This is a genomic window from Kosakonia sp. R1.Fl, assembly GCF_023516815.1.
Classification (GTDB): Bacteria; Pseudomonadota; Gammaproteobacteria; order Enterobacterales; family Enterobacteriaceae; genus Kosakonia.
The window spans coordinates 148,282-171,673 of record NZ_JAMGSQ010000001.1; the positions used below are offsets into that span (position 1 = coordinate 148,282).

The window sequence follows — 23,392 nt, forward strand, 5'->3', positions numbered from 1 at the left end:
TCGCTATACTTTGCTTACCGAGTTACAACCGACTTTACGAAAAATAGCCTATGAATGAAGACATTACCTTAACGAATAACATGAATGCGCTGCTCTGCCTGCCTATCCCGATGCTGGCAGCGCAGCTGGGTGAGTTGCTTACCCAAAAACAGCTACGCGTCACCACGGCGGAATCCTGCACCGGCGGGCAAATCGCCACCGCGCTGTGCGCCGCTGGTGATACGCCCGCCTTCTTTGGTTGCGGGTTTGTCTCGTTTACCGATGAAGCGAAAAGTACCCTGCTGCATGTTAAGCGCGAAACGCTGGCACGCTGGACAGCGGTGAGCGAGCAGACAGCCAGCGAGATGGTGCAAGGCGCTTGCGCGGTCAGTCATGAACCGGTCGGGATTGCGGTCACCGGTTATGCCGGCCCGGACGGCGGCGAAGATGGTACGCCGGCCGGAACCGTGTGGTTTGCCTGGGCGCTGCCGGGGCAAGCGCCGATCACGGCACTGCGCCATTTTGCCGGGGATTGCGAAAGCGTGATTGAGCAGTCGGTGAAATATGCGCTGGCAACGTTAATAACACTATTAAACCGCTAACCTTTTCACTCCGCCACGCGTCACTATGCCACGCTGGCCCATTTCACGACCATCACGTTGTAAGCCCTCAATAATCAGGCCGCACATGGCCTGATTATCAGCACTACGCCCGCGCTAACGTGCCGTGTGGAAAGCTTAATTATCTGTTCCGCCTGCGTGTTTGTGGCGCCAGGCAATCAGTCACTCGCCCTCTGCTACGCCACGACGCAACACCGTGAAAAGACGCGTCAAAACTCACAGTTTCTGTGATGCGCTACGCTTGGTTAATACATAAAAATCTGAGCGAGGAGCCGCCCATGAACGACACGCACACCCTTTTTCCACGCCGTCAGCCGCATGCAGACCCGCAAGATCCGCACCTGTTCAACTGGGCAAAAAACGCGGTACTGGCCAGCAAAAACGCCGTTATCCATGTGGAAAATGAAGCGCAGTTGCAGCAGGTTATTGCCGCCGCTGCCGGGCGCGTACGGGTGATGGGCAGCCGCATGTCGCCAGGGCGCATGCTGAAACTGAGCCAGCCGGGCGATACGCTAATTGATATCTCTGCACTGCGCGGTGTGCTGGCGGTGGATGACGACAGCGTAACGTTTGGCGCCGGGACACAGCTGCACGAAGTGTTTGAACTCCTCACCGTCATGAACCGCATGTTGTACGCGTCGCCGGGCGTGATCGACTCACAAACGCTGGCGGGCGCCATTTCAACGGGGACCCACGGCCAGGGCATGCAGCAAAGCTCGCTGGCGGATGAAGCGCTGCGCATCCGGCTGGTGGATGCCGCCGGGCAGATCCACGAGCTTGACCGCCAGCAACCGGCGTTTGCCGCCGCGCAACTGGCGCTCGGCACGCTGGGGGCAATCACCGCCGTCACCCTGCGCACGCGCCCGGCAACGCTGTATACCTGCTTTAAAAGCGCCAGCAGCGCCGGGGATCTTGCGCAAGACTTGCTTAGCTGGAACCAGCAATGGGTGTTCAGCAAAACATGGTGGTTCCCGGATGAAAACAAAGTTCATACCTGGAACGCGCGCGAATCCACCGCCGATGAAATGGCGCTATGGCGCAATAACCATGGCGATCTGGTCGAGCGGGAAGAGACCGACACGCAGATGAACGACACGGTGGAAAAAACGCTGGAGCAGATGCATGACGACACCAATATTGTTGATGAAAACGGCAAGCCGTTTCGCACCGTGACGCGCTTTAAAGACTACTCGGATGTGATTGGCGATATCTATCAGGTGTTCTGCCGGGGTATCGCCACGCCGCAAATCAATATTGAAATGGGTATTCCGCTGGCGCGCGCCCCGGCGGTGATTGCACGCATTAAAGCGTGGCATCAGCAATCGCACCCGCATATGCACTATCCGATAATTTTGCGCTGCACCGGGCCTTCCGGGGCGTGGCTAAGCCCGGCCTGGCAGCAGCCGACCTGTTTTTTTGGCTTTGTGGTGTATTACGCCGAAGACGGCTCGCTCTCTGAAGAGGGGCTGGCGTTTCTGCGCGCCGCCGAACAGTTGCTGGCAGAAGAAGGCGGGAAGCCGCACTGGGGGAAATACTTCGACCCGACGTTATATGACTGGCCAACGCTCTACCCGCAATGGACGGCGTTTCAGGCCGTACGCCAGCGTTTTGATCCGCAGGGCAAATTTCTCAACACCTTTATTACGGAGCTGTTGTCATGAGCGCCGCATTTGCCTGGGTAACCCTCCTGACACAGCCGGATTACCTGCCGGGCGTAGAAACGCTGCACCGTTCGCTGCGCGCCAGCGGTTCGCCGTGGCCGCTGGTGGTAATGGTGACCGACGCCATTGACGACAGCACGCGCCAGCACTTGGGCGCGCAGGGCTGCAAAGTGCGGGAAGTGCCTGTTCTCGGCCCCGATCCCGCGCTTGAAAGCCGCTATGCAAACGCCCGTTTTGCCGACGTGTGGAGCAAACTGGCGGTGTGGACGCTCACCGAATACCAGCGGGTGGCGTTTCTCGATGCCGATATGCTGGTGCTGCAAAATATGGATCATCTCTTTGAACTGCCGCTGGCCGCAGGCACCATTGCCGCCTGCCATGCCTGTCGTTGTAACCCTAACCATATCGAAAGCTATCCGGCGAGCTGGCGGCCGGAAAACTGCTATTACAGCTGGTGTACGGACGCGCAAATGCATGCCAATCCACCGGCGTCGCTGGATAACTACCTGAACGGCGGGTTTCTGCTGCTCACGCCGGATAATGCCCTTTATCAGCAGATGATGGCGAAGCTGACGGAGAAAGCCGATATTTCGGGCTATGTTTTTGCCGAGCAGGATTTTCTGAACGAGGTGTTCCGCGACCGCTGGCTACCGCTGCATTACGGCTATAACGCCTTAAAAACGTTGCCGCGTCAGCATCCGCAAATGTGGGATTTGGCGCAGGTAAAAAACCTGCACTTCATTATCGATAAACCGTGGGAAACGCGGCCTGAACCTGGTGACAATGGAGATGAACTGCATCGATTGTGGTGGCAATATGCCTAACCGCCGATAAATATACAATTGCCGGAACGCAAAGATGCCGCCACTTTTGCATTTACCGTTCCGGCCAATGATGTTCCTGCGCGACAGCCAGCAGCCAGTCGCGAAAGGCGTGGCAAAGCGGTTCTAACAGCGCCGACTTATCATAGATCAGCAGCATCCCGCCGCTGTTCTCCAGCGGGTGCAGGATGTATTCACTCCCGGCCTGCACCGCGCGGCGAAAAGCAAAATCGATCCCTTCCGTTTTCAAATCAACGTCCCGCGTAGCGGTAGTGATAAGCACCTCGGCATGCGGGTAATAACGTTCAAAGCCGCCAAGCCTTGGCAGCAACCAGTGCATGGCAAAATCCGTTGAACAGCTGACGCTCACGCGGTGGTGTGCCGCCGCGTCAATTAACCGGTGGGTGGCTTGCGAAATCTGATGAAAGGCCGGCTGAATAGCCCGCAGGTAAATTTTCCCTTCCGGCGTCAGCGTGAGCACGCGCGAGCCGCGCATAAACAGCCGCACATTTACCCAGGCTTCCAGTTTGGCAATCTGCTGGCTCACCGCGCTGGCGCTGATGGACAACGCCGCTGCCGCCGCTTTCATACTGCCGTGTTGTGCAACAGCATTAAAACAGATGAGCGCCTGTAAAGGCGGTAGGGTCATTGCCGATCTCCGCATCAGTTAAGTCACACTAAACTTTAGCAAAAATACGGCTTCATCAGCCAACCGTGGCGTTTATCAGACCGAGAGAAAAACCTGCGGCGAATTCCCGCCCGGATGGTGGCTCACCTCGACTTCAGCACCGTACCACTGCGCGATAAGCGGTGCCTGAATCACCTGTTCCGGCGTGCCTTGTGCCACCAGTTTTCCCTGGTGTAACAGCAAGATCCTGTCCGCCCACCGCGCAGCAAGGTTGAGATCGTGAAGCACCGAACAGACATGCAGTTTGCCGCCCAGCGTCAGCCGCTTCAGCAGGCGCAGCACCTGCTGCTGATGGTAGAGATCGAGCGCCGAAGTCGGCTCATCCAGAAACAGCCAGCCTTCCGGGCCGTCACGATGCCACAGTTGCGCGAGGCAGCGCGCCAGTTGTACCCGCTGCTGTTCGCCGCCGGATAAGGTGACGTAGCGCTGCCCAACCAACATGTCACAGCCGGTCAGCATCACCACCTGCTGCACAATTTCACGTTCGTATTGGGGTCCCCAGGGCGCACGTCCCATGGCGATAATGGCCTCCACCGGCCAGTCAAAACCAGGCGAGGTCTGTTGCAACATCACCGCCCGGCGGCGTGAAAGCGCATGCGCCGTCCACGCCTGTAGCGGTTTGCCTTCCAGATGGCACTCCCCTGCCGCGGCGGGCAGAAAACCGGTTAACAGACGCAGTAACGTCGATTTCCCCGCGCCGTTCGGGCCAATCAGCGCCACCCTTTCGCCGCCGGTCAGCGTCAGGGAAACATCGTCAATCAGCCGCCGTGAACCGGCGTTGAGCCGCAAATGCGCGGCGGTTAAAAGCTTATTCATGTCACCGCCTTCGACCGGCGAAAAATCAGCCATAAAAACCACGGCGCGCCAGAGATGCTGGTCAGCAGGCCAACCGGCATTTCGGCGGGCGCGACAACGGTGCGCGCCACAGTATCGGCGGCCAACAGCAACATTGCTCCCGCCAGCAACGCGCCGGGCACCAGCGCACGGTGATCCGGCCCCAGCCACATGCGCATCAAATGCGGCACCACCAGGCCAACAAAGCTGATAATGCCGCTCACCGCAACCGCCGTTGCCACCAGCAGCGCACTGCACACCAACAATATGCGCTGCAGCCGTGGCACATTGACGCCCAGATAGTGCGCCTCTTCATCGCCCAGTTGCAGCAGATTAAGCGCGCCGGCTACACGCCAAATCACCAGCGATGCGGGCAGGATAAGGCTGGCGGCGACCGTTAACGTCGACCATTCGATCTGCCCGAGACTGCCCATTCCCCACTGTGAAAGCTGGCGCAATTGCGCGTCGTTGCTGATCCACGAAAGGACACCAACGCCCGCACCACAAAGCGCATTAATGGCGATCCCCACCAGCAACAACCGCGATAAACCTACCTCTCCCGCTTTACTGAGCAGATAAATCACCATCATCACCGTCAGGCTGCCGATAAACGCCGCCAGCATTGGCGCATACAGCGCCACCAGCGGCGAAACGGTAACCGGCAGCACCAGCCAGCAGGCGACTGTTAACGACGCGCCGCCGCTGATGCCCAGCAAACCGGGGTCGGCAAGCGGATTGCGAAACAGCCCCTGCATTACGCAACCGGAAAGGGCCAGCGCCGCGCCGACCAGCAATGCCAACACCACGCGCGGCAAACGCACCGTCAGCCAGATTTGGCGCAGCGCCTCGTCACCGGCCTGCCACAGACTGGCGAGCGGCAGTTGTATCGCGCCCTGCGTGCTTGCCAGCCCCGTCAACCCAAGCAGCAGCAACGTAAGCCCCCAGAGCGTACGGGAAGCGTGGCGGTTCATCAGGGCAGTTGCTCCGCTTTATTACGCAGAGCCAGCAGCGCCTGCGGCGTGCGCAAACCAAAACCGAGCAGCGCCACATCATCGACCAGCAACACCTGTTTATTGCGCCCGGCGGGCGTCTGCGCCAGACCAGGCAATTTCCACAGGTTCTGTTCACCGCCCATCGCTTTTACGCCGTCGGCGGAAATCACCACCAGATCCGGCTGGCTGGCGATCACCCCTTCTTGCGACATCGAACGGTAATGGTCAAAGCCCTGCATCGCATTTTGTAACCCCGCTTCACGCAATGCGCCATCGGCAGCGGTTTTCTGCCCGGCCACCATCGTCCCCATTCCGCCGTGGCTGAGGATAAACAGCACGCGCTTGTTCAGTGGCTGCTTCGGTAGTGCGGCAATATCGTTCGCCAGCGTTTTACGCAACTGCGCGCCTGCGTCTGTTTCGTCGATCGCGTCCGCAATGACCGCGATTTTTTTATCAATCGCCGCCAGCGTATAACCGCCCGGTACGGCAACCACTCTCACATGGTTGTCCTGCACTTTTTGCAACACCTGCGAAGGTTGCGCCTGGTCGCTGGCCAGCACCAGCGTCGGGCGTAGAGAGAGGATGCCTTCGGTGTTGAGCTGGCGGACATAACCGACATCCGGCAGTTTTTGTGCACTGGCGGGCCAGGTGCTGGTGCTGTCACGCCCAACCAGCTGCGCCTGCGCATTTAACCCGTAGACAATTTCGGTGACATCACCGCCTAAGGAGACAATTTTTTGCCCGGCGGCGCTTGCCACCAGCGGCAGCACCGCCAGCAGGATTAGCAATTTTTTCATGCGGCTTTTTCCGGGTTGGTTAATGCATCAATCTGCGCGCGCCAGTGGCTTTGCTCCGGCTGGCCTTCGCTACGCTGGCCGTAAAGCTGGGCAATTTGCGTACCGTCTTTGGCGAACAGCTCAAGGCTGGTGACATGGCCGTCGGCGGTGGGTTTGCGCGTGACCCAGCTTTCGGCGATCCCGGTATCACGCAGATGCAGGGTGAAGTTTTCATTGAAGATGTTTATCCAGCCTTTCATCGGTGTCAGTTTTTCCAGCACGCCGGTAAAGATCTGCACGCAGCCACGGTTGCCGACGAAAATCATGATTTCGTTCCCCTGCTGTTGCACCGTTTCCAGCAGGTTTGGCAGCGCGTCGTTGCTGACCAGGCAGGCAAGATCGTCGCCCACCAGCCGGAACGCCTGCTGGCGCGAGAGGTTGTACTTTTTCAGCAAACCAAAGAATTGATGCACATCCGTCATGGCCCGCCATTCGCTGTCCAGCGCGGCGCCGTCTGCGTGTTCCGCGTATTTTTCGCCATCAGTTTCAGTGAGCGTTAACGGTGGGTTCTCCGCCGCGGTAAAGCGGGCGATAACGCCGTTCCACTCGGCAATATCGGTGTGTTCCGTCAGGTAGACCTTCAATATCGCATCGCCTTGCCGATCGAAAAATTGCATGCTCTGACGTTCGCCGCGCGGGCTGTGTTCATGCAAATGAAAGGCGCTGGTCCACTGGCTGATAAACAAACGCAGATCGAGCGCGCGCGGGTTAAGCACCACCCCGGCACGCTCGCTAATATGCAGATTGGTGAAACGACCAATCTGCTCATGAACCGCGTCGTCGTTGCGACAGATACATTTGGTGTCGCCGACCGCTTCCAGCGCGGCGAGGATGTCGCGCATTTCCCCTTGCAGGCGCACGGCGTCGTGGCCGACACGGGCATAGGTTAATTCGGCTTCGCTTATCGCCATCTCGTTCGCGATGTCGCGAGCGTATTTCGTTGGTTGTTGCGCTTTAATGGCCTGATATTGCTGCCAGATTGCAGTGAAATCACGTAATGTTGCAGGCATATTTTTCACTTCCTTAACTGTTTAATCCCCGGCAGCGATACCGGGGAATGGAAATTACCAACTGATGTGCAAAGAAATCATTCGCGTTGCATCGCGGCGGCAATGCTGTAGCACCGGCAAACGAGCAACGTGAAATGACATCGCCTTAGAAATCAACATTGACGCCCAGTTGCCATGTCCGCCCCGGCATTACCGCCAGCGCTTTGTCATACGCATTCTGGTTGGTGGTCTCTTCCTGGTTACGGCTGTTCAGGTAATCCCAATATTTACGATCGGTGATGTTGTAAACGCCGCCGTTAATTTTGATGTTTTTCGCCACCTGCCAGTACGCCGTCCAGTCGAGCAGTCCATAGCCCGGCACCCGCATATATTCCGTGCCGGAATCGCCCAGCGCCCCGCCGGTATTACTGTAGGTTTGACGGTTGGTAGCGGTGGCTTGCTTACCTTTGACGAAGGTGGCGGTCAGCGCCGTACCGTAGCGTTTCGCCGGGTCATCCCAGGCAACGCCGACAATCGCTTTCATTGGCGCGACACTATCAAGATCGATGTATTTGTCGCCCAGATAGCGCGATTTCGCTTTCCCTTCGCTGTAGCCATACGCCAGTGTGGCGCTCAGGCCATCGACCTGTTCAAACCAGGTGCCAACGTTGAATTTCGCGCTAATTTCGCCGCCATAGATAAAGGCTTTATCGCGGTTTTCCGCCTGATAGGTGGTGTAGATGTTAGATGGCACGTTGGTGAATTTATCCGGGTTGCCGGAACGGGTGTAACGGGTATACGCGATAAAGTTTTTATAACTGTTGTAGAACAGCGCCGTGCGCAGCGTTACGCCCTCGGTCACCTCGCCCTTCATGCCCCACTCAAGGTTATCGCTGGTTTCGGTGTCCAAATCCGTATTCCCGATAAGCGCATATTGCCCGCGTCCCGCATAGCTGGAACCCAGGTTCCAGGAGCCATACAGTTGGCTGGCGTTGGGGAACTGCGCGCCGCGTTTGTATTGCAGGTATGTCATCAACCGCGGCGTGATGTCGTACTGGAAGGTCAGTGACGGCAGCAGTTGGGTGTCGGAATTTTTACCGTACAGGGACGATACCTCGGATTCGTCCAGCACACTGCTGTTGGCGGTCAGGCTGGAGAGGTTATCCGGTTTTGTCTCTTGATGAACCACGCGCACGCCGGGAATAATGGCAAAGTGGTGGCCATCGGCAGCGAAATTAATCTGATCCTGCAAGAATGCGCCTAACGTGTAGCTGCGGCTATCGGCTTCCGGCTGCATGATTTCGCTAAAGGCGCTCGGCACCGGTGACTGGTTAAACGGACGCTCGGTTTTACTGGTGCTGGCGTTAAAACCGGCGCTCAGATCGTGACGTCCCACTGTTTTCGCCAGCGCATTCTGCATGCCCCAGGTATCGGTGTCGTAATTGGAGTAGACCGTTTCCATGGTCGCCGTGACGCTGTCCGGCATGTAAGTGCGGTCATGCGCTTCGGTGTGCTGGTAATAAACTTTGCTGGACATGCTGTCCAGCCAGTCGTTCATCGGCGTCCAGTCATCTTTCAGACTCACGCCCCAGCGGCGCGTCTGGCTGGTTTGCTGTGCCTTGCCAAGGATGGCGCTGCCGGCGTTGTTCCACGCATCGTAGTGGGTATGGTTGGTTTTGTGATAGTAATCCAGCGTGCCGGTGAATTTATGCGCGTCATTCGGTTGCCAGATGCCGGAGGCCATCATCGCATCCGAGTGCCAGTTCGCCGGATAGGCGTCAACCGTACCGCTGTTATTGCGGGTTTGCTGACCGTCGCGACGGCTGTAAACCATGATGCCGCGCAGGGTTTCGTCCCCCGCAGCTCCCGTCACGCCGTTGTGCCAGCTGCGATCGGCGGAGTCGTAATCGCTCTGGTAACCAAAATAGGTCTCTTTGCCAGGGCGCAGATAATCATCCGCCGATTTCGGGCGGAAGGAGACGTTACCGCCGATGGAGGTATTGGTTTGCTCGGTACGGGTTGCGCCGGACTGGATATCAACGCTGCCGTACATGTACGGGTCGATATAATCGCGGCCAATGCCGAAAGTGTTAAGTCCTGCGCGGCTTACGTAGCTGCGCCCGGTGGCATCCGGCTGCGGGATGCCGTCAACATCAATGCCAACGCGGTTACTTTCCAGCCCGCGAATGTTGTAGCCGGTATAACCGCCGCGATCAAAACCGCTTTTGCCGTTGCCGGAACCGCCGCTGGCGCCCGTAGCGCTGATGAGTGGTTCATAACGCATAATAGAGCCAAAATCTTTCGCGCCTTTGTTTTGCAGATCCTGGGCGCTGACGGAATGCGTGCTTCCGGCTTTTAATACCGGTGCGGGTGCCGTGACGAGCATCTCCTCAGCGTTATCTTGCTGAGCCCCGGCGGAAGCTGTCGATGAGGTGCCGTTATCTACCGCAAATGCGGAGGTTTGATACAACGCTGCGAGTAATGAAGTGACCAGCACACGCTTGTCAAAGCGCAGCAGGGAAAGGTGCGATTTACACATATTGTCTTGTAAGCCTTAGAATTTATTAGTATCAGGCTCACGTATGACTTCCAGGAGATCGCGCAAGATTGCAGTCAGCGCAAAAGAGTTGCAGGTTATTGTTATGTTATCGACACCGAAGATAATGATAACAGTTATCATTTGCAATAAATTTATTATGCCGTCAGATTTTCAGCAACATGAGGCTTATACAACCCTTTTTCATCCGCGCCAGGAGTCAACGAAAGATGAATAAACCGGTCATCACTTTGCACTACTGCTCACAATGCAACTGGATGTTGCGCGCCACCTGGATGGCGCAAGAACTGTTGCACACATTTAGTACGGATCTCGGTTCCGTCACGTTGATACCGGGCACCGGCGGGATTTTTACCATTGATATTGATGGCAAAGTGATTTGGGATCGCAAGCTGGACGGCGGTTTCCCCGATGCGGCAGAGTTAAAGCGCCGCGTGCGCGACTACTGCTTCCCGGAAAAACCGCTCGGGCATGTGGAAAAGAAAGCGGAGTAAATCTCTGCGCCCGCATGGCTTGCGGTACGTAACGACAGATGTGCGTTTCAGCAGCATTGATAAGCAGCAAAGCCGAACCGGCAGGCGTCGATTTGCATTCGATAGAACAATCTGGCCGCTAAGATATGTCCAAGTTGCTTACTGGTTCTTCTGTTAACTTTCTGAATAATAAATAAAAAGGCCGCCGTAGCGACCTTTTTATTTATTTCTTCACCGGCTGGGGTTTTTTATCACCCGATTCCGGCGCTTCACGAGGATCATCTTTTTCAATGTAGAGCACAAAACCTCCTCTTGTTGCCTTCAGTTCACTCACTATAGATCCTCCGCCGTCATAGAGGCCAAGCGGCGGACGAAAAAAACAGCCCATCAAATGCGGTTGCTGCTGCGACACCGGTTTTGTTAAAAACGTCAGAATGGATGAAATTTAGACAAATCATCAATAACATCAATGCGTTAACGATAAAAAAATTATTCGAAAAGATCGGTTTATTTCATCATAACTTGCTGTTTTATAGCGCTTTTCTGGTTGAAATTTGCTAATAATTAGCACGCTTATTGTTAGTAACGAAGATGCAATTGCATGCCTTCAGGCGCAACGCGGATTTGCCGAGCCTGAAGGTTATTTTTTATTCGTTTTCAATGCGTTAAAGAGCGTTCTGCTCGTGTTCGTAATGACGAATGGCTGAAGGCTCCACGCGGCTTTTAGCGGAACAACATTAAACGGGAAATTAACACCGTTTAAGAAGCACAGCGCCGTTAGAGAAGTGAAAAGGGTTTACTGATTATTTTCTTTTGGGGGTTGTTTGCGATTGGCCATTTTGTGCACGAGACGTTTCTTATAAGGCGGGAGACGTAAATCAACAGTTTCGGTAAAATTAATGGCGATTATTTCGCAGGGATGATGAAAAAATTCAATTAAATTAGCAGGCGAACTTCGCGCCAGGTGTTCAGGTCTGGTGATAATTCTCTCACCCTCCTCGTCGTCATTTTTATTCATTCATACCTCATTAAATTATTTCGTAAAAAAAATAAACGAGCCGTTTCCGGCCCGCTGCCGTTCTGAACTTTACAGATAATAAAAAGAACTAGCGAAACGGCTATTTCTGACCGCCGCTGTGGCTATTTTTACCACCTTTTTTACCGGCTTCGGATGCACGTTCGGGGTCATTTTTAAAATTACCACCGCTGTGCTGACCACCTTTACGCCCCGCTTCTGACGCTTTTTCACGATCTTCAGCGAAATTACCGGAACCGCCTCTATGTTCTGCCATGTTATATCTCCACATCTCGTTTTCGATATAATCGATACGGTTAATAACCCATATCAATCGCGTTGGAGTCTTAAGTCTGGCTATTTATCACGATTAGTCAATTGATCATCCCAAAATATATCAATATAAAAACAACAATCTTTAAAGAAATATTTAAACACATATGTTGCATCAAAAATAAATCTTTATAGTTATAAGCGAGTTACTTAAACTTTACTCATCTCATAAAATTAATGATGTGATGAAATGTGTAAATAAAATGGTAGAGATAAATATTCTGTGCACAATTATCTTATGACACATAAATATTGTGGAGATAAATCATGCATACAGAACATCAACGATGCGCAGAAGCCTGTTATCAATGCGCTGCGGCTTGCGAACACTGCGCACTTTCTTGCCTGCAGGAAGAGAATATCGACATGATGCGTGAATGCATCAAACTGGACGTACAATGCGCCGCCCTGTGCCGCCTTGCCGGTCAATTTATGGCGCTGGAAAGTAAGCATTTACCCTCGCTGTGCCGGATTTGCGTCGATGTGTGCAGAGCCTGCGCCGAAGAGTGCAGCCGGCATCAACATCAGCACTGCCAGCAGTGCGCTAAACGTTGCCGGGCTTGCGCACAAGCGTGCCTGCAAATGGCGGCATGAAATGCGCTGAGAAAAGGGGGCGAATTGCCCCCTTCCTGTTTTATCCATACCAGATGTTTATCAGCGCAAACCCCAGCGCCGTCATTAAAATCGCTCCCGTTACATGGACCAGCACGGAAGCCAGCGCCCACGCGTAGTTGCCCGTTTGCAACTGAGCAAAAATCTCCAGAGAGAAAGTAGAAAAGGTGGTCATGCCGCCGCATAAACCGGTGGTGATCAGCAGTCGCCAGGTAGGATCAAGATGCGGCTGGCGTGTAAAAAATGCCAGCGCGCCGCCAATAATTAGCCCACCGAGTAAATTTACCAGCAGCGTGCCGGGTGGCAGATTGGGAAACAGCGTATTTAAACGAATCGCGAGTAGCCAGCGGATCACGCAGCCTGCAGAACCACCAATGATTACGGCAAATAAGGATTTCAGCATGTTTTTCCTCATCAACAAAAGTGCGAGGCATGCAGGGAACAAAAGAAAAACGCCCGACATGCCTCATGACAGAGACATACCAGGCGTCATCAGCTTCTCAGGGAAGCGGTTGGGTCAGGTGGAACGCCATCACCTGAGCACGCATTGTTGACGATTTCGCGCGTTCGGGCAAGTTACAGTAAGCCTAAGTGTTCAACCAGAATCGAGCTGCCGATAGAGATAAGCACAACACCGCCGAGCACTGCCGCCCATTTACCGATCGCCGTGCCAAGAAAACGCCCCAGTAGCATCCCGGTGGTGGCCATGATGGTGGTCGCAAGGCCAATCATCAGCGCCGTCGTCACAATGTTCACATTGAGAAACGCCAGACCGACACCGACGGCCATCGCATCAAGGCTGGTTGCGATAGCGGTGGTGACCAGCAACCAGAAACCGTGGCGACGCGGCGCTCCAGCTTCTTCATCCATGGTTTTACTCAGACCCTCTTTCATCATGCGCACGCCAAGCGCAAACAGCAGTACAAAGGCTATCCAGTGATCCCACTGCATGATGTACTGGCTGGCGGCTAAGCCTGCGGCCCAACCGATAATCGGGGTGATGGCTTCAACAACGCCAAAAATTAATCCGGTGCGGAGCGCTTCGCTCATCGGAGGGCGTTTTAACGTCGCCCCTTTACCGATAGCAGCGGCAAAAGAATCCATCGACATACCGAAGGCAAGAATAGTAATTGCGTAAAAACTCATTGCTGACCCTTAAATGCCCTCAGACGAAGGCAAAAACGCAGACGCTGCGAAAAGAGCGGCAAGAATGCCACAGCCGAATCAAAAACGCAAAAATTACTTATTAATCATAAACATATAGATGTTGCTATGTTTTATAGCGCTGGCTATGTCAGACGGTGATCCTCTCATTTAGCTGGTGAATTGAAAGCGATGTGGCATTTGTTTTTGTTATATTATAACATTTCATTTCGTAACAAATGATAACCAGGGAGCGCAATATGATCATAAAGAAATCGGCCTTTGTACTTGGCATGGGAGTGCTGCTAATGAGCGCGCCGACGTTGGCGCATGACCACCACCACGGCAAACCGCTTACGGAAGTAGAGCGTAAAGCCAGCGAAGGCTTTTTTGATGATAAGGACGTGAAAGACCGGGTGTTGTCCGATTGGGACGGGATCTGGCAATCCGTGAATCCATATCTGCTCAGCGGCGCGCTTGATCCGGTGCTGGAGAAAAAAGCAAAACAAGGCGGTAAAAGCGTTGAAGAGTACCGCGCTTATTACCAAAAAGGTTACGCCACCGATGTTGAGATGATTGGCATAGAAAACAATGTGATGGAGTTTCACGTTGGCAAAACGGTCAATTCCTGCCGTTATGATTATGCGGGCTATAAAATCCTGACTTATACCTCGGGGAAAAAAGGCGTGCGTTATCTGTTTGAATGCAAAGATGCGCAATCAAAAGCGCCAAAATATGTGCAGTTCAGCGACCATATTATTGGCCCGCGCCAGTCGCAGCATTTCCATATTTTTATGGGCAACGAATCGCAAGAAGCGCTGCTAAAAGAGATGGATAACTGGCCGACATATTATCCGTACAATATGACCAAAGCGCAGATTGTCGACGAGATGCTGCATCACTGATGGTTTCACCGCGGGCGAACTATCCTCTCGCCCGCGGGTGGCAATCATCAAGCGCATTGTCAGCCGTTCCATTAACCGGTATTCCGTTCGTTCTGGCTGATTAAGAGCGGCCACAACTGCAGCGTCGTGTCGATAATCTGCTGCAGTTTATCCAAACTGGCGCCTTCTCGCGCGCTGACCGACATTCCATGGATAATGCAGCTTAAAAAAAGCGCGGTGGTTTGCACATCGGTTTGCGCCGGGATCTCTCCAAGCAACTGGCGCTGTAGCAAAAAGGCCAGCAGCGTTTGCTCCTGCGCCGTTTGCCGTTCCCGGATGGTGTCGGCTATCGGCTCCGACGCCGCAGAAACCGTGGCAGACGTATTGATCAAAAAGCAGCCTGCCGGGGTATCACTACCGGCAAAGCAACTGGCTAAGGCTTGCAAATAATCGCGCAGCGCCTGCTCAACCGTTTTCTCCTCGCAGAAAAGCGCTGCCCGGTGTTTGGCGGAAAACCGTGCCATATAACGATCAAGCGCGGCTCTGAATAACCCTTCTTTACTATTAAATTCCGCATACAGTGTCGGTGCTTTTGCGCCGGTGGCTTCTACCAGGTCTGCCAGCGATGTGGCTTCATAGCCATGTTGCCAGAACAGCATCATCGCTTTATCCAGCATTGCGTCCCGGTCGAAAATTTTTGGCCGTCCGCGACCTTTTCTCGTATAGCATGTGACGTCGGTTGCCATTGATCCTCCCTCGTTCACATCAATTTAGTTAATAATCATTATAAAAACATTACAAAGCGGCTGACCAGCGGAAATTTTTCTAAAAAATATTCTACTTATCAGCGTGAATAAAAAGACATTTTTAATTATTTAAATGATCATTATAAAAATAGTGTTGACGAGTGACGCAGATCACACTTATCATTTACCTATCGATCGTTAAGTTAATACTTACGACCTCATACAAATCCAGATTCAGAAGGTAAAAATTATGAAAACCATCAAATCCCTGATCGCAGTCGCAGTACTTAGTTCCCTCTCTTTCGCAAGCGTCGCCGCCGTAGAAGTGCAGTCCACTCCGGCTGACCAACAAAAAGTGGGCGTGATTTCTGCCAATGCCGGCACCAATCTCTCCTCATTGCAAAGCGAACTGGCGCAGAAAGCCGATGAAATGGGTGCGAAATCATTCCGCATTACTTCCGTGACCGGCCCGAACACCCTGCACGGCACCGCGGTGATTTACAAATAAACTCTGCCGTTTAAAGCCGGCATTCATAACAGATGTTGAAACGGGCTTTATCGCCCAGCACAAATAAAAATTTAAGGAATACCATGATGAAAACCATCAATTCACTTGCTGTCGCTACTGTGCTTTCCGTCCTGTCATTTGGTGCTTTCGCTCAGAGCGTAACCGCCACTGCTTCTACGCTTGACGAAGCGGAATCATTAATTGCCGCCAAAGCACAGCAGGCTGGCGCTTCATATAAAATCATTGAAGCCAACACCAACAATAATGTTCATATGACGGCTGAACTGACCAAATAAGTATGCTGTTTACGAACAACACTCTCTAAGCGCCTGCGGGCGCTTTTTTTATGGGGAAAACGCTATTTCCCGTAACGGGAATATCAGGAAGGGAATACTGGCGCGAATAAATATTGTGGAAATAAAACATGGGAAGGCATTAAGGCATGTGTACAGAAATACAGGGCCGAACAGGAATATATACACGTCCCTATGCACATTCAATCCCGGATCATACAGGATGGCTATGGACCAACACGGACTATAGATCCAGTAAAAACGTTATAAATCAGGGAGTTTATGGATAGTTATAGATGTTTGGGGAAGTTGAGGTGGTGCGATAATAGGAACAAAACAAAACACATAAAACATTTGATAATAAAGTAATTTTTTATATTCGATCTTCATACATGCCCCCTTTAATGCCCCCACATTGATTTTTACCGCTTCTGTGGGGTTCTTTCACAGGTATCTCGCACGGCGAATCACCAATCGAAATGCTCCACTCCAGGCAACACATCGCCAGCTGCATCGAAGTAGATGGTGGTGATCGAGTACTGGTGGGATAACATCAGGATCAATCGGCGACACGCTTTCGACAGGCCAAGTCGTTTCAGCCTGAGCACTGGGTATTGCCAGGCACTGAGCCGAAGTAAATATCCCGTCCCGGTAAAGTGAATCCACTCCGCATCACTGTATTCAGTCTGATCATGTGACAATTGATAAAACAGTTCGTTGTCCTGATCTGTTATGTGCGCAGTGCTGCACTGTATGCCGGTAAAGATACAGTGTAGCGGGAGTGCAGGGGTCATGAGCTTCATCCCCTTCCCTCCTTAATTGCTGGTTTTGCATAAGCTACTTTTAGCCCTGTCGCGTAACTTGCCCGCAAAACTTCCAGCGTGGTTAAAAACGGCGATTGTTCCAGCCATGCGAATCCATGCCTGTCGATGCGAACCAGTTCATGTCGTTCAACCAGAAAATTTACCGTATCGACTAAGGTAACCCCTGCTTCAATGTGTTCACTGATAACGTTGCCATCATGAAAAGGTGTGTCATCCAGAGTAAGTCCGTAGTGTTTATTCAGCAGATAAGTGAGTAATGTCTGCCATACCTGCACGGGTGACAGGCATGGCGAAACCGGCACCGTAACCGGCGCAGTTAACTGTTTCATACGTAATCCTTGATGAGTTGATTTCAGGACGAATAGCGTGTTGGCATGCCGTAAAGCTTTTGGGCAACGATGAACTCGTTATTACTGTTTTCGAACCAGGTCCAGATATCGGAAACGGGCGTTCCGACGGGGAAATGGATAAAAGGTTCACTGATGGCCAGCATACCTTCTTCTTCTGTTACAACGATGTTTCCCAGATCTCGCCATAAATCATTCAGACGTTGCATGGGGACAGGCATGTCTGCCTCCTTTTATTCAGCAAGTGACGCTGGATAAATTGAAACGTAGACATAGCCACAGCTTCCCAGCGTGTCGGCTTCGCAAACGAGACCTTCATTTTCCAGTCTGATGGCATGAGTGTTATGCGGGTCCAGCTCGCCGGAACGCAGTGCTACTTCCATAAGTCCGACAAACATCGGAAAACTGCGATCAAGCATTTGAAACTGCGCTGATGAGAACGAACCATAGAGACTGGCACGGTCCCCCAGGTAATGCAGTTTATATCCCTCCTGCACCAGGCGGGAGCCAAAGCATGGCGTGATGTCACGCCGAAGTCCCCACTGATGGGGAACGGTTGTAGTCATACTGTTTTCTCTCTTGATAATTGAATGAGGACAGGGTGCTGGCTGCAATGTTGCAAAGGCCAGTGGAGACGTTTACGTGGGGTTATCTGTATTCAGGCACGAATACAATGCCTGAATACTTTTATCAGAAAGAAATTAGATCACTGAGACTGCAGAAATTTCAGTTGGGCTGCATCTGGATTGCCGATTAACAGCTTTTTACCCCCATTACTGTAGAGACCCACGAAGGCTTTCAGGTTGGGTTGGTAAAGATATGCAATATAGTGCTCCCCGCAATTATGCTGTTCGCAGGAAGATGAACGTAACCAGGTCACGCCCGAGATGGTCACTGGCTCCAGAGGTGTCTGTGGTCCACGAAGCACACCCTCATTTTCCCATAGTTTACCCAGCCCAGCCTTCTCCATTGCATGACTGACAGTTTTTCTGAATACGTCATCGGCTTTTTCAACGTCAAATGGATAGGGGCACGCATCACCAGCCCCAGGGGTGGCAGCTGTATTACAGTTCATCGCCTGCTCAGCTGTGACGATATTACTGTCTGCATAGCCATATCCACTGATGAGCAGCAGCGATAAAACGGTTGTTCTGGTTAAATCATTGATAAGTAGCTTCATGAGTTTTTATCCTTAATCAATCAGTTATTTTTAACTCGAATAATTAAAACGTGAAAATTCATCACATTAATCCCTGTTCTGCAAAAGATAAAACATCGCGAGTGCCGATAATGAAATGATCAAGCACACGTATTTCCAGTAACGCCAGTGACTGAGCGATCCTGCGGGTAATCGCTTTATCAGATTCACTGGGAGCCGTACAACCGGAGGGGTGATTGTGAACCAGAATGACGGCAGCGGCATTATGGCGTAGTGCCCCTTTCACAATTTCACGCGGGTGAACTTCTGTATGGTTAACCGTCCCCAGAAAAAGCGTTTCTTTATCGATATACCGGTTCTGGTTATCGAGGTAAAGCACAGTGAACACCTCCCGATCCAGGTTCGCAAACTGCAGACGAGCCCAGTCTTTTACATAGTCAGGCGTCGTGAATGCATCTCCTGTTTTCCGTAAATATTTCTCCAGTGTCCGGACTGCACAATCAATAATTCGCCGCTCAGAACTTGTGAACGGCGAAGATGAAGCAAAACAAATATCAGACATAGCAAATTCCCGAAAAGAATAAAGAGTCCTGCCAGCATTCGCTGGCAGGACTCTGGTGATATGAATGTGGAATACATGAGTGAAGTGCTCAGGGACATAAAGACAGACCCAACTTTGAGGCGGCAGTCTGGATGGTAAATGCTGCCGTTATGAAGAGTGTTTATAACGGAAAATTTCCTTTCCCTGGTACAGACCGACGAGATCGTCATAATCGGGATGGGTACTGTTAGGCTGGAACATCACAACCGTGCCAGGACGGCATAAGTCCTTAACCGTTACGCCAAATTTTTGATCCGGTGTGATTGTAAAGCCGAGGGATGGTTCATTGCGGTAGATACTGATGAAACCCCAAAATCCCCCTTCACAGTGTTCTGTGGGCGCAGAATGCACAATCACCATCGTACCGGGTTGATCCGCTTCCGTAGCTGCACATTTACGTGTCATCTGCAGATGAGCATCGCACCAGAAACGGTTACCACTCTTGTAATTAACCGCAGCAGGCAGTATTCCACGAAAGGGCTGAGCAAGAGCGTTACCTGCATTTATCATTAGTGAACCTGCAGCAAGCAGGATACAAATCATTAATCTCATAAAGTCACCTTTGTAGTTTCCCGCAATGAAAGCGGAAGTAAATAGATACGCGTTGGTTAAGACGAGAGCGGAGTGCCTGTAAAAGCTTTTTTTATCGGTAATGAGCAGTTCTATCGAGAGAAATTACTTTAACGAGGGAGCCGGACAGGGTATGGATACTAAGGTAAAAATATTTTTAAGATGAATAATTAATTATTTACAAGAGGTTATTTTAAATATGTGTGTAAATGCATCGTACAGTGATTCGACACATGGACAGGTTTTGTCCAGATTAACTCAATTAAGAGTTTAACTTATCCCATGAACAATCAACCGACATAAACAGTAATAACAAATTCAGGGCAAACTACATATACAGGCACCCGGGACTATCGTCATAGATAGCCATGGTAATAATATATATCTGAGATTATTTCAAATTCGACCAAATATTCCAGGAAATTGGTTTTTTACAATACAAAAATTTTCCTCTTTATAAATCAATAATAGTTTTAAATTCTATGATTTAACAAAGCGGATAAAAGAGCCAAGAAAGCCGTTTGGTCGTACTACAGTGCTGAATGTAGTACCGACTTGAGAGGCAGCTCGGTGCCAGAAATGGAACTTGCTTACATCGTGCTATGTTAGTTTACTGGGAGCAGGTCACGATCGCCTGCTGGTACTGGGGCTGGTACGCCTTGAGGTATGGCAGCCCGGCAGGATGCCATGGATACCGGAACGGGATCAGTCCAAGGATGTCTATGAGGTGACTGTAAAAACCGAGGCGATTCAAATGTCGTCAAACGCGGTTCATTTCCTTGATCCACTGAACAACGTCGTCTGGTTCGGTGAGCAGAAGGGCTAGCGACACATGTTTTGAGCAAACTTCGAGAAGGTTGCACACTTCATTTTGTTTCCACTCTGGTTGGAGTGCTGGCCATGGCATATCATTCCATAAATTGTCAAAGTCTCTTTCACTATCTTCAAGGCTGCGAACCAAGATCACTTCTACTATTCCCTGTCCATCCAGCTGTAAGGGGTTGGGCTGGCTTTTCTTTCCAGCTCGTAATGGTGAACTAAAGCGAAAGTCGTCATCAACCCATAGACGGAAAACTAACGTTTCATCACCTTTCTTTGTTGTATCACTATCCCAATTTTTGTAAGCATGTTCTGAGGCGAAAATTGGCAAAAAATCCCATGCCCAACTACTGGATGGGCGTGTAAATGTGCGGCAAGGACGACTGGTTTCGCTGGGATACCAGTACCAAAAATCGGCATCCATCGCCTGGCTGGCCAGGTTATCAAAAAGAGGAAGGATGCGCTGGTAGAAAGCAGCAACGATTCGATGGGCTTGCTGTAGTTGTATTACAAAGTGGGTAGCCTGCTCAAGATTATTTTGCATCAATGTATCCTTAGCGTATGTAATTATTTTAACGATGAAAACACAGGCTCGACAGGTTTAATGTACCCGCATAGTTTAACAAGGGAGCCCAGTCAATAACGTCACTCTTCGTGATTATTTCCTGAAGTGGGAATAAATTATTATCCAGATTTAATTGCTGTGCATACGCAAACAGTGGTGCCCACTCAGGAACTGATGGTGCCATACCAAACAACTCGAAAGCTTGCAGCCACTCATTACGAATTGCTCTGTCCTGGCGGCAGGTTTGAAATTCGGATTCTGATTGCAGATAGCTGCGCAGAGGCTCCCACTCACGTAAGGTCATCTGCACAAAGCGTTCAGGGAGGTCCGGGTGTGTAAGGGGATTCGTCGGGATATTACCCAGCGCGACGTAATAGAGCCTGCTCTCATAGTCATTAAATTCTTCAGCACTTATCACCGAGTTCACCTGGGCCAGCCACTGTTCCCTGTACTGATTACCGCCGAAAGAGGGTTTCACTTCTACAATCACCAGTGCGTCTTCAAAGTGGAGCAATATATCAGGCTCAACATAATGGCGATTCGATAGTGACTCAAGTTTTGGCCACAGGTCCAGTTGCTGGAACTCAGTTAGGTTTTCAGCTGGATCACCCAGCAAAAAAGACATGAAAGCCCGGAGTGCTTGATCTGAGAGGTGGGGGATCCGACCAAATATAGTGGCAGTCAGAAGGTCTTCGCTGCCTTTGAAGATATCTCGCCAACGAAGAGATTTCCCTTCCAGCCCAATGCGTCCAGCCTTTCCATGCAAAATAGCATGCAGCATTTTACCTCCTGAAAAAGAGTACTAATTATTTGATTACATGAAAGGCTATAAGCCAGAATTGTGATATCAAATCTATCACCAAAGCAAGAGTAACCGGCTACCTGCCCGTCATATGACGAACACGACGACATTCGCCCATAAGGTTAAGGTGACGAGCTTTGTTAAAACGGACTTTCAGCCCTATCTATTGACTAAAAAAGTCAATCACTCACATAGGGAAAAGAAAAAATAGCCGCAAAATAAATAATTTTTTGCATTGACATTCTTCATAAGTCTTACCGGACAAGGCTTGGAGGCTGTATATAAAAACAGCCTCCGGATTGTTCAAAAGATCAACCCTTGATCTAAAAATTTTCGTTATTATTATATTCATGACACACCTGAAAAACACAAGATGTATGGCCTCACGCAAAAAACACACACAGCATATTGATTAGATTAAAGGTGATCTCATGAGTAGTTCAACAGCAAGAACAGCCCTTAGCAGAGATGAAAAGCTGTATGTCGGTGGTTTTCTGGATTGCATCGTCGAGTCCTTAGATCTGTCTGCAACGCAATACAAGAATATTAAAACGGCGTATGAAGCTGTGGGGACTTATCTTGCCGAAGGCGATGATGAAATCCTAGCTGAAGCAATAATTTATTCGCAGGGCAGCGTCAGACTCAACACAACTGTCAAACCGAAAGGTAGTGATCAATATGATGTGGATTTGATTTGTTACTTGCCTAATGCCAGTAATGCTACAGGTTGGGCAAAAGTACTTGAAGCTGTACGACAGCGACTATCCGCTCATGGGATTTATAGTAAAATGCTTACCCCATTGCCAAGGGGTTTTCGCATAATGTATGCGGGACAATACCATTTGGATATCACCCCTGGAATAGACGCGAGCTATAACCCGTCAGAAAAAAACCATCCTTTATGGGTACCAGATTCAAGGCTTATGAGCTGGAAAGCATCAAACCCTGCTGGTTATGCAAGTTGGTTTGACCAATTAACTGAAAAAAAACCCATTTTCCGGAGACTAATTGTCGCTTCCTTTGAGAGTAGAGCTACAGCTGACTCGGTGATGCCTTTGCCAGACCATACAAAGAAAAAGCTCCTTAATCGGATTGTTCAACTATTCAAACGCCATCGAGATGTGTGGGCTGAAGAACAAGGGAAAGAATGTGTAGATTTAAAACCGATCTCAGCCATTATTACTACTCTTGCAGCTCACGCTTATAACCAAATTTGTGACGAAAAAAGAGTTTATGATACTGATTTTGATGTTATTCTTGATGTATTGGATCTCATGCCTGAATACATTAAATCCAGTCAAGGAAAATTGTTCGTCACCAACCCAATGATGGCAGCAGAGAATTTTGCTGAAAAATGGAACATCACAGAAGGAAGTAAAGGGGGTAAACTTAGAAACAACTTTCTCGCATGGCACACGGCTGTCATTTCTGACATCAACGAAATCGCAAACTCATACGGTGAAGATCAATTGCTAAGCAATCTTAGTAAATCTTTTGGTGAGCGCCCGGTTCAGGCTATTCGGCAGATGCTAGTTAACAATGTAAATAATGCCCGCAATAACAACACACTTAAGATTGCTCCACGAACAGCGACGTTAACCATGGGCGCTGCAGCTAGCACAGCTATGTCACAGCAATCGATCCCATCGAATACTTTTTATGGTGGCAATGCAGTATCCCCGACGACAGTACAGAAAAATACTTTTTTTGGGGATTGATCC

The 23,392-nt window shown here is 50.9% G+C and carries 30 protein-coding genes and 1 riboswitch; of the genes, 9 read left to right on the top strand and 21 right to left on the bottom strand.

Annotated features, from left to right (window positions below):
* Positions 1-50 precede the first annotated feature (50 nt).
* From M8Q36_RS00715 to M8Q36_RS00725, 3 genes are all read left to right on the top strand, one after another.
* Entirely contained in the window at positions 51-581 is a 531-nt protein-coding gene (locus tag M8Q36_RS00715) for a 2-oxo-tetronate isomerase (protein ID WP_020456704.1), read from the top strand.
* 296 nt (positions 582-877) lie between these two features.
* A complete protein-coding gene (locus M8Q36_RS00720; protein ID WP_249879696.1) occupies positions 878-2,260 on the top strand; it encodes a D-arabinono-1,4-lactone oxidase in 1,383 nt (460 codons plus the stop codon).
* Positions 2,257-3,084: a glycosyltransferase family 8 protein gene (locus M8Q36_RS00725; RefSeq protein WP_249879697.1), complete on the top strand. Its 828-nt coding sequence runs from the start codon at positions 2,257-2,259 to the stop codon at positions 3,082-3,084. Before M8Q36_RS00720 ends, M8Q36_RS00725 begins: the two co-directional genes overlap by 4 nt.
* Positions 3,085-3,136: 52 nt before the next feature.
* Here M8Q36_RS00725 and M8Q36_RS00730 read toward each other — a convergent pair whose 3' ends face one another.
* The 6 genes from M8Q36_RS00730 to M8Q36_RS00755 all read right to left on the bottom strand — a co-directional run bounded on the left by M8Q36_RS00730 (position 3,137) and on the right by M8Q36_RS00755 (position 9,959).
* On the bottom strand, positions 3,137-3,730 hold the full coding sequence (locus tag M8Q36_RS00730) for a LysR family transcriptional regulator (RefSeq protein WP_249879698.1): 594 nt from the start codon (positions 3,728-3,730) through the stop codon (positions 3,137-3,139).
* Positions 3,731-3,805: 75 nt separating this feature from the next.
* Positions 3,806-4,585: a heme ABC transporter ATP-binding protein gene (locus M8Q36_RS00735; RefSeq protein ID WP_249879699.1), complete on the bottom strand. Its 780-nt coding sequence runs from the start codon at positions 4,583-4,585 to the stop codon at positions 3,806-3,808.
* Positions 4,582-5,574: a FecCD family ABC transporter permease gene (locus tag M8Q36_RS00740; RefSeq protein WP_249879700.1), complete on the bottom strand. Its 993-nt coding sequence runs from the start codon at positions 5,572-5,574 to the stop codon at positions 4,582-4,584. Before M8Q36_RS00740 ends, M8Q36_RS00735 begins: the two co-directional genes overlap by 4 nt.
* Positions 5,574-6,392, bottom strand: a complete 819-nt coding sequence (locus M8Q36_RS00745; RefSeq protein WP_249879701.1) for a heme/hemin ABC transporter substrate-binding protein — start codon at positions 6,390-6,392, stop codon at positions 5,574-5,576. The genes M8Q36_RS00740 and M8Q36_RS00745 overlap by 1 nt, the downstream gene beginning before the upstream one ends.
* Entirely contained in the window at positions 6,389-7,441 is a 1,053-nt protein-coding gene (locus M8Q36_RS00750; RefSeq protein ID WP_249879702.1) for a hemin-degrading factor, read from the bottom strand. The genes M8Q36_RS00745 and M8Q36_RS00750 overlap by 4 nt, the downstream gene beginning before the upstream one ends.
* 145 nt (positions 7,442-7,586) lie before the next feature.
* The gene (locus M8Q36_RS00755) at positions 7,587-9,959 is read right to left on the bottom strand and encodes a TonB-dependent receptor domain-containing protein (RefSeq protein ID WP_249879703.1); all 2,373 of its coding nucleotides are present in this window, start codon (positions 9,957-9,959) and stop codon (positions 7,587-7,589) included.
* A 227-nt stretch (positions 9,960-10,186) separates the two neighbouring features.
* On the opposite strand from M8Q36_RS00755, the gene M8Q36_RS00760 reads away from it, so the two are divergent.
* On the top strand, positions 10,187-10,471 hold the full coding sequence (locus M8Q36_RS00760) for an Rdx family protein (RefSeq protein WP_249879704.1): 285 nt from the start codon (positions 10,187-10,189) through the stop codon (positions 10,469-10,471).
* A 202-nt stretch (positions 10,472-10,673) separates the two neighbouring features.
* Here the strand turns inward: M8Q36_RS00760 and M8Q36_RS00765 are convergent, their stop codons facing one another.
* The 3 genes from M8Q36_RS00765 to M8Q36_RS00775 form a co-directional block, all read right to left on the bottom strand.
* Entirely contained in the window at positions 10,674-10,751 is a 78-nt protein-coding gene (locus M8Q36_RS00765) for a hypothetical protein (RefSeq protein ID WP_249882697.1), read from the bottom strand.
* 495 nt (positions 10,752-11,246) lie between these two features.
* Positions 11,247-11,468 carry a hypothetical protein gene (locus M8Q36_RS00770; RefSeq protein ID WP_249879705.1) on the bottom strand — a complete coding sequence of 74 codons (222 nt, stop codon included), beginning with the start codon at positions 11,466-11,468 and terminating at the stop codon, positions 11,247-11,249.
* Positions 11,469-11,568: 100 nt separating this feature from the next.
* Positions 11,569-11,742 carry a con-10 family general stress protein gene (locus M8Q36_RS00775; protein ID WP_072051630.1) on the bottom strand — a complete coding sequence of 58 codons (174 nt, stop codon included), beginning with the start codon at positions 11,740-11,742 and terminating at the stop codon, positions 11,569-11,571.
* A 323-nt stretch (positions 11,743-12,065) separates the two neighbouring features.
* Between M8Q36_RS00775 and M8Q36_RS00780 the strand changes: the two genes are divergently transcribed.
* Positions 12,066-12,392, top strand: coding sequence for a four-helix bundle copper-binding protein (locus M8Q36_RS00780; RefSeq protein WP_071925260.1), 327 nt, complete (start codon positions 12,066-12,068; stop codon positions 12,390-12,392).
* A 40-nt stretch (positions 12,393-12,432) separates the two neighbouring features.
* Here the strand turns inward: M8Q36_RS00780 and crcB are convergent, their stop codons facing one another.
* A complete protein-coding gene (gene crcB / locus M8Q36_RS00785; protein ID WP_249879706.1) occupies positions 12,433-12,813 on the bottom strand; it encodes a fluoride efflux transporter CrcB in 381 nt (126 codons plus the stop codon).
* 73 nt (positions 12,814-12,886) lie between these two features.
* Positions 12,887-12,956: riboswitch (Fluoride riboswitch) on the bottom strand.
* A gap of 30 nt (positions 12,957-12,986) precedes the next feature.
* On the bottom strand, positions 12,987-13,556 hold the full coding sequence (mntP, locus tag M8Q36_RS00790; protein WP_249879707.1) for a manganese efflux pump MntP: 570 nt from the start codon (positions 13,554-13,556) through the stop codon (positions 12,987-12,989).
* 257 nt (positions 13,557-13,813) lie between these two features.
* On the opposite strand from mntP, the gene zinT reads away from it, so the two are divergent.
* A complete protein-coding gene (zinT, locus tag M8Q36_RS00795; protein WP_249879708.1) occupies positions 13,814-14,458 on the top strand; it encodes a metal-binding protein ZinT in 645 nt (214 codons plus the stop codon).
* A gap of 71 nt (positions 14,459-14,529) precedes the next feature.
* Here zinT and M8Q36_RS00800 read toward each other — a convergent pair whose 3' ends face one another.
* Complete coding sequence (locus tag M8Q36_RS00800; RefSeq protein ID WP_249879709.1) at positions 14,530-15,183, bottom strand: TetR/AcrR family transcriptional regulator; 654 nt, start codon at positions 15,181-15,183, stop codon at positions 14,530-14,532.
* A gap of 250 nt (positions 15,184-15,433) precedes the next feature.
* Here M8Q36_RS00800 and bhsA point away from each other — a divergent pair, with 250 nt between their 5' ends.
* Together bhsA and M8Q36_RS00810 are read left to right on the top strand one after the other, a co-directional pair.
* The gene (gene bhsA, locus M8Q36_RS00805) at positions 15,434-15,691 is read left to right on the top strand and encodes a multiple stress resistance protein BhsA (protein ID WP_017458786.1); all 258 of its coding nucleotides are present in this window, start codon (positions 15,434-15,436) and stop codon (positions 15,689-15,691) included.
* A gap of 86 nt (positions 15,692-15,777) precedes the next feature.
* Positions 15,778-15,987, top strand: a complete 210-nt coding sequence (locus tag M8Q36_RS00810) for a YdgH/BhsA/McbA family protein (protein ID WP_017458785.1) — start codon at positions 15,778-15,780, stop codon at positions 15,985-15,987.
* 464 nt (positions 15,988-16,451) lie between these two features.
* On the opposite strand, the gene M8Q36_RS00815 is transcribed toward M8Q36_RS00810, so the two are convergent.
* From M8Q36_RS00815 to M8Q36_RS00855, 9 genes are all read right to left on the bottom strand, one after another.
* Positions 16,452-16,787: a DUF5983 family protein gene (locus tag M8Q36_RS00815; protein ID WP_249879710.1), complete on the bottom strand. Its 336-nt coding sequence runs from the start codon at positions 16,785-16,787 to the stop codon at positions 16,452-16,454.
* A complete protein-coding gene (locus M8Q36_RS00820; protein ID WP_249879711.1) occupies positions 16,784-17,137 on the bottom strand; it encodes a TA system toxin CbtA family protein in 354 nt (117 codons plus the stop codon). Before M8Q36_RS00820 ends, M8Q36_RS00815 begins: the two co-directional genes overlap by 4 nt.
* Before the next feature lie 23 nt (positions 17,138-17,160).
* Entirely contained in the window at positions 17,161-17,376 is a 216-nt protein-coding gene (locus M8Q36_RS00825; protein WP_249879712.1) for a hypothetical protein, read from the bottom strand.
* Positions 17,377-17,388: 12 nt separating this feature from the next.
* Positions 17,389-17,721: a type IV toxin-antitoxin system YeeU family antitoxin gene (locus M8Q36_RS00830; protein ID WP_249879713.1), complete on the bottom strand. Its 333-nt coding sequence runs from the start codon at positions 17,719-17,721 to the stop codon at positions 17,389-17,391.
* A gap of 140 nt (positions 17,722-17,861) precedes the next feature.
* Positions 17,862-18,335, bottom strand: coding sequence for an Ivy family c-type lysozyme inhibitor (locus M8Q36_RS00835; protein WP_249879714.1), 474 nt, complete (start codon positions 18,333-18,335; stop codon positions 17,862-17,864).
* A gap of 61 nt (positions 18,336-18,396) precedes the next feature.
* A complete protein-coding gene (radC, locus tag M8Q36_RS00840) occupies positions 18,397-18,876 on the bottom strand; it encodes a RadC family protein (RefSeq protein WP_249879715.1) in 480 nt (159 codons plus the stop codon).
* A gap of 147 nt (positions 18,877-19,023) precedes the next feature.
* Positions 19,024-19,467: a hypothetical protein gene (locus tag M8Q36_RS00845; RefSeq protein WP_249879716.1), complete on the bottom strand. Its 444-nt coding sequence runs from the start codon at positions 19,465-19,467 to the stop codon at positions 19,024-19,026.
* Between the two features lie 778 nt (positions 19,468-20,245).
* Positions 20,246-20,848 (bottom strand): PM0109 family protein, encoded by a 603-nt coding sequence (locus M8Q36_RS00850; protein WP_249879717.1) that lies wholly within the window; start codon positions 20,846-20,848, stop codon positions 20,246-20,248.
* 28 nt (positions 20,849-20,876) lie between these two features.
* Entirely contained in the window at positions 20,877-21,650 is a 774-nt protein-coding gene (locus tag M8Q36_RS00855) for a hypothetical protein (RefSeq protein WP_249879718.1), read from the bottom strand.
* 452 nt (positions 21,651-22,102) lie between these two features.
* Here M8Q36_RS00855 and M8Q36_RS00860 point away from each other — a divergent pair, with 452 nt between their 5' ends.
* Positions 22,103-23,389 carry a nucleotidyltransferase domain-containing protein gene (locus M8Q36_RS00860; protein ID WP_169039791.1) on the top strand — a complete coding sequence of 429 codons (1,287 nt, stop codon included), beginning with the start codon at positions 22,103-22,105 and terminating at the stop codon, positions 23,387-23,389.
* Positions 23,390-23,392 lie beyond the last annotated feature (3 nt).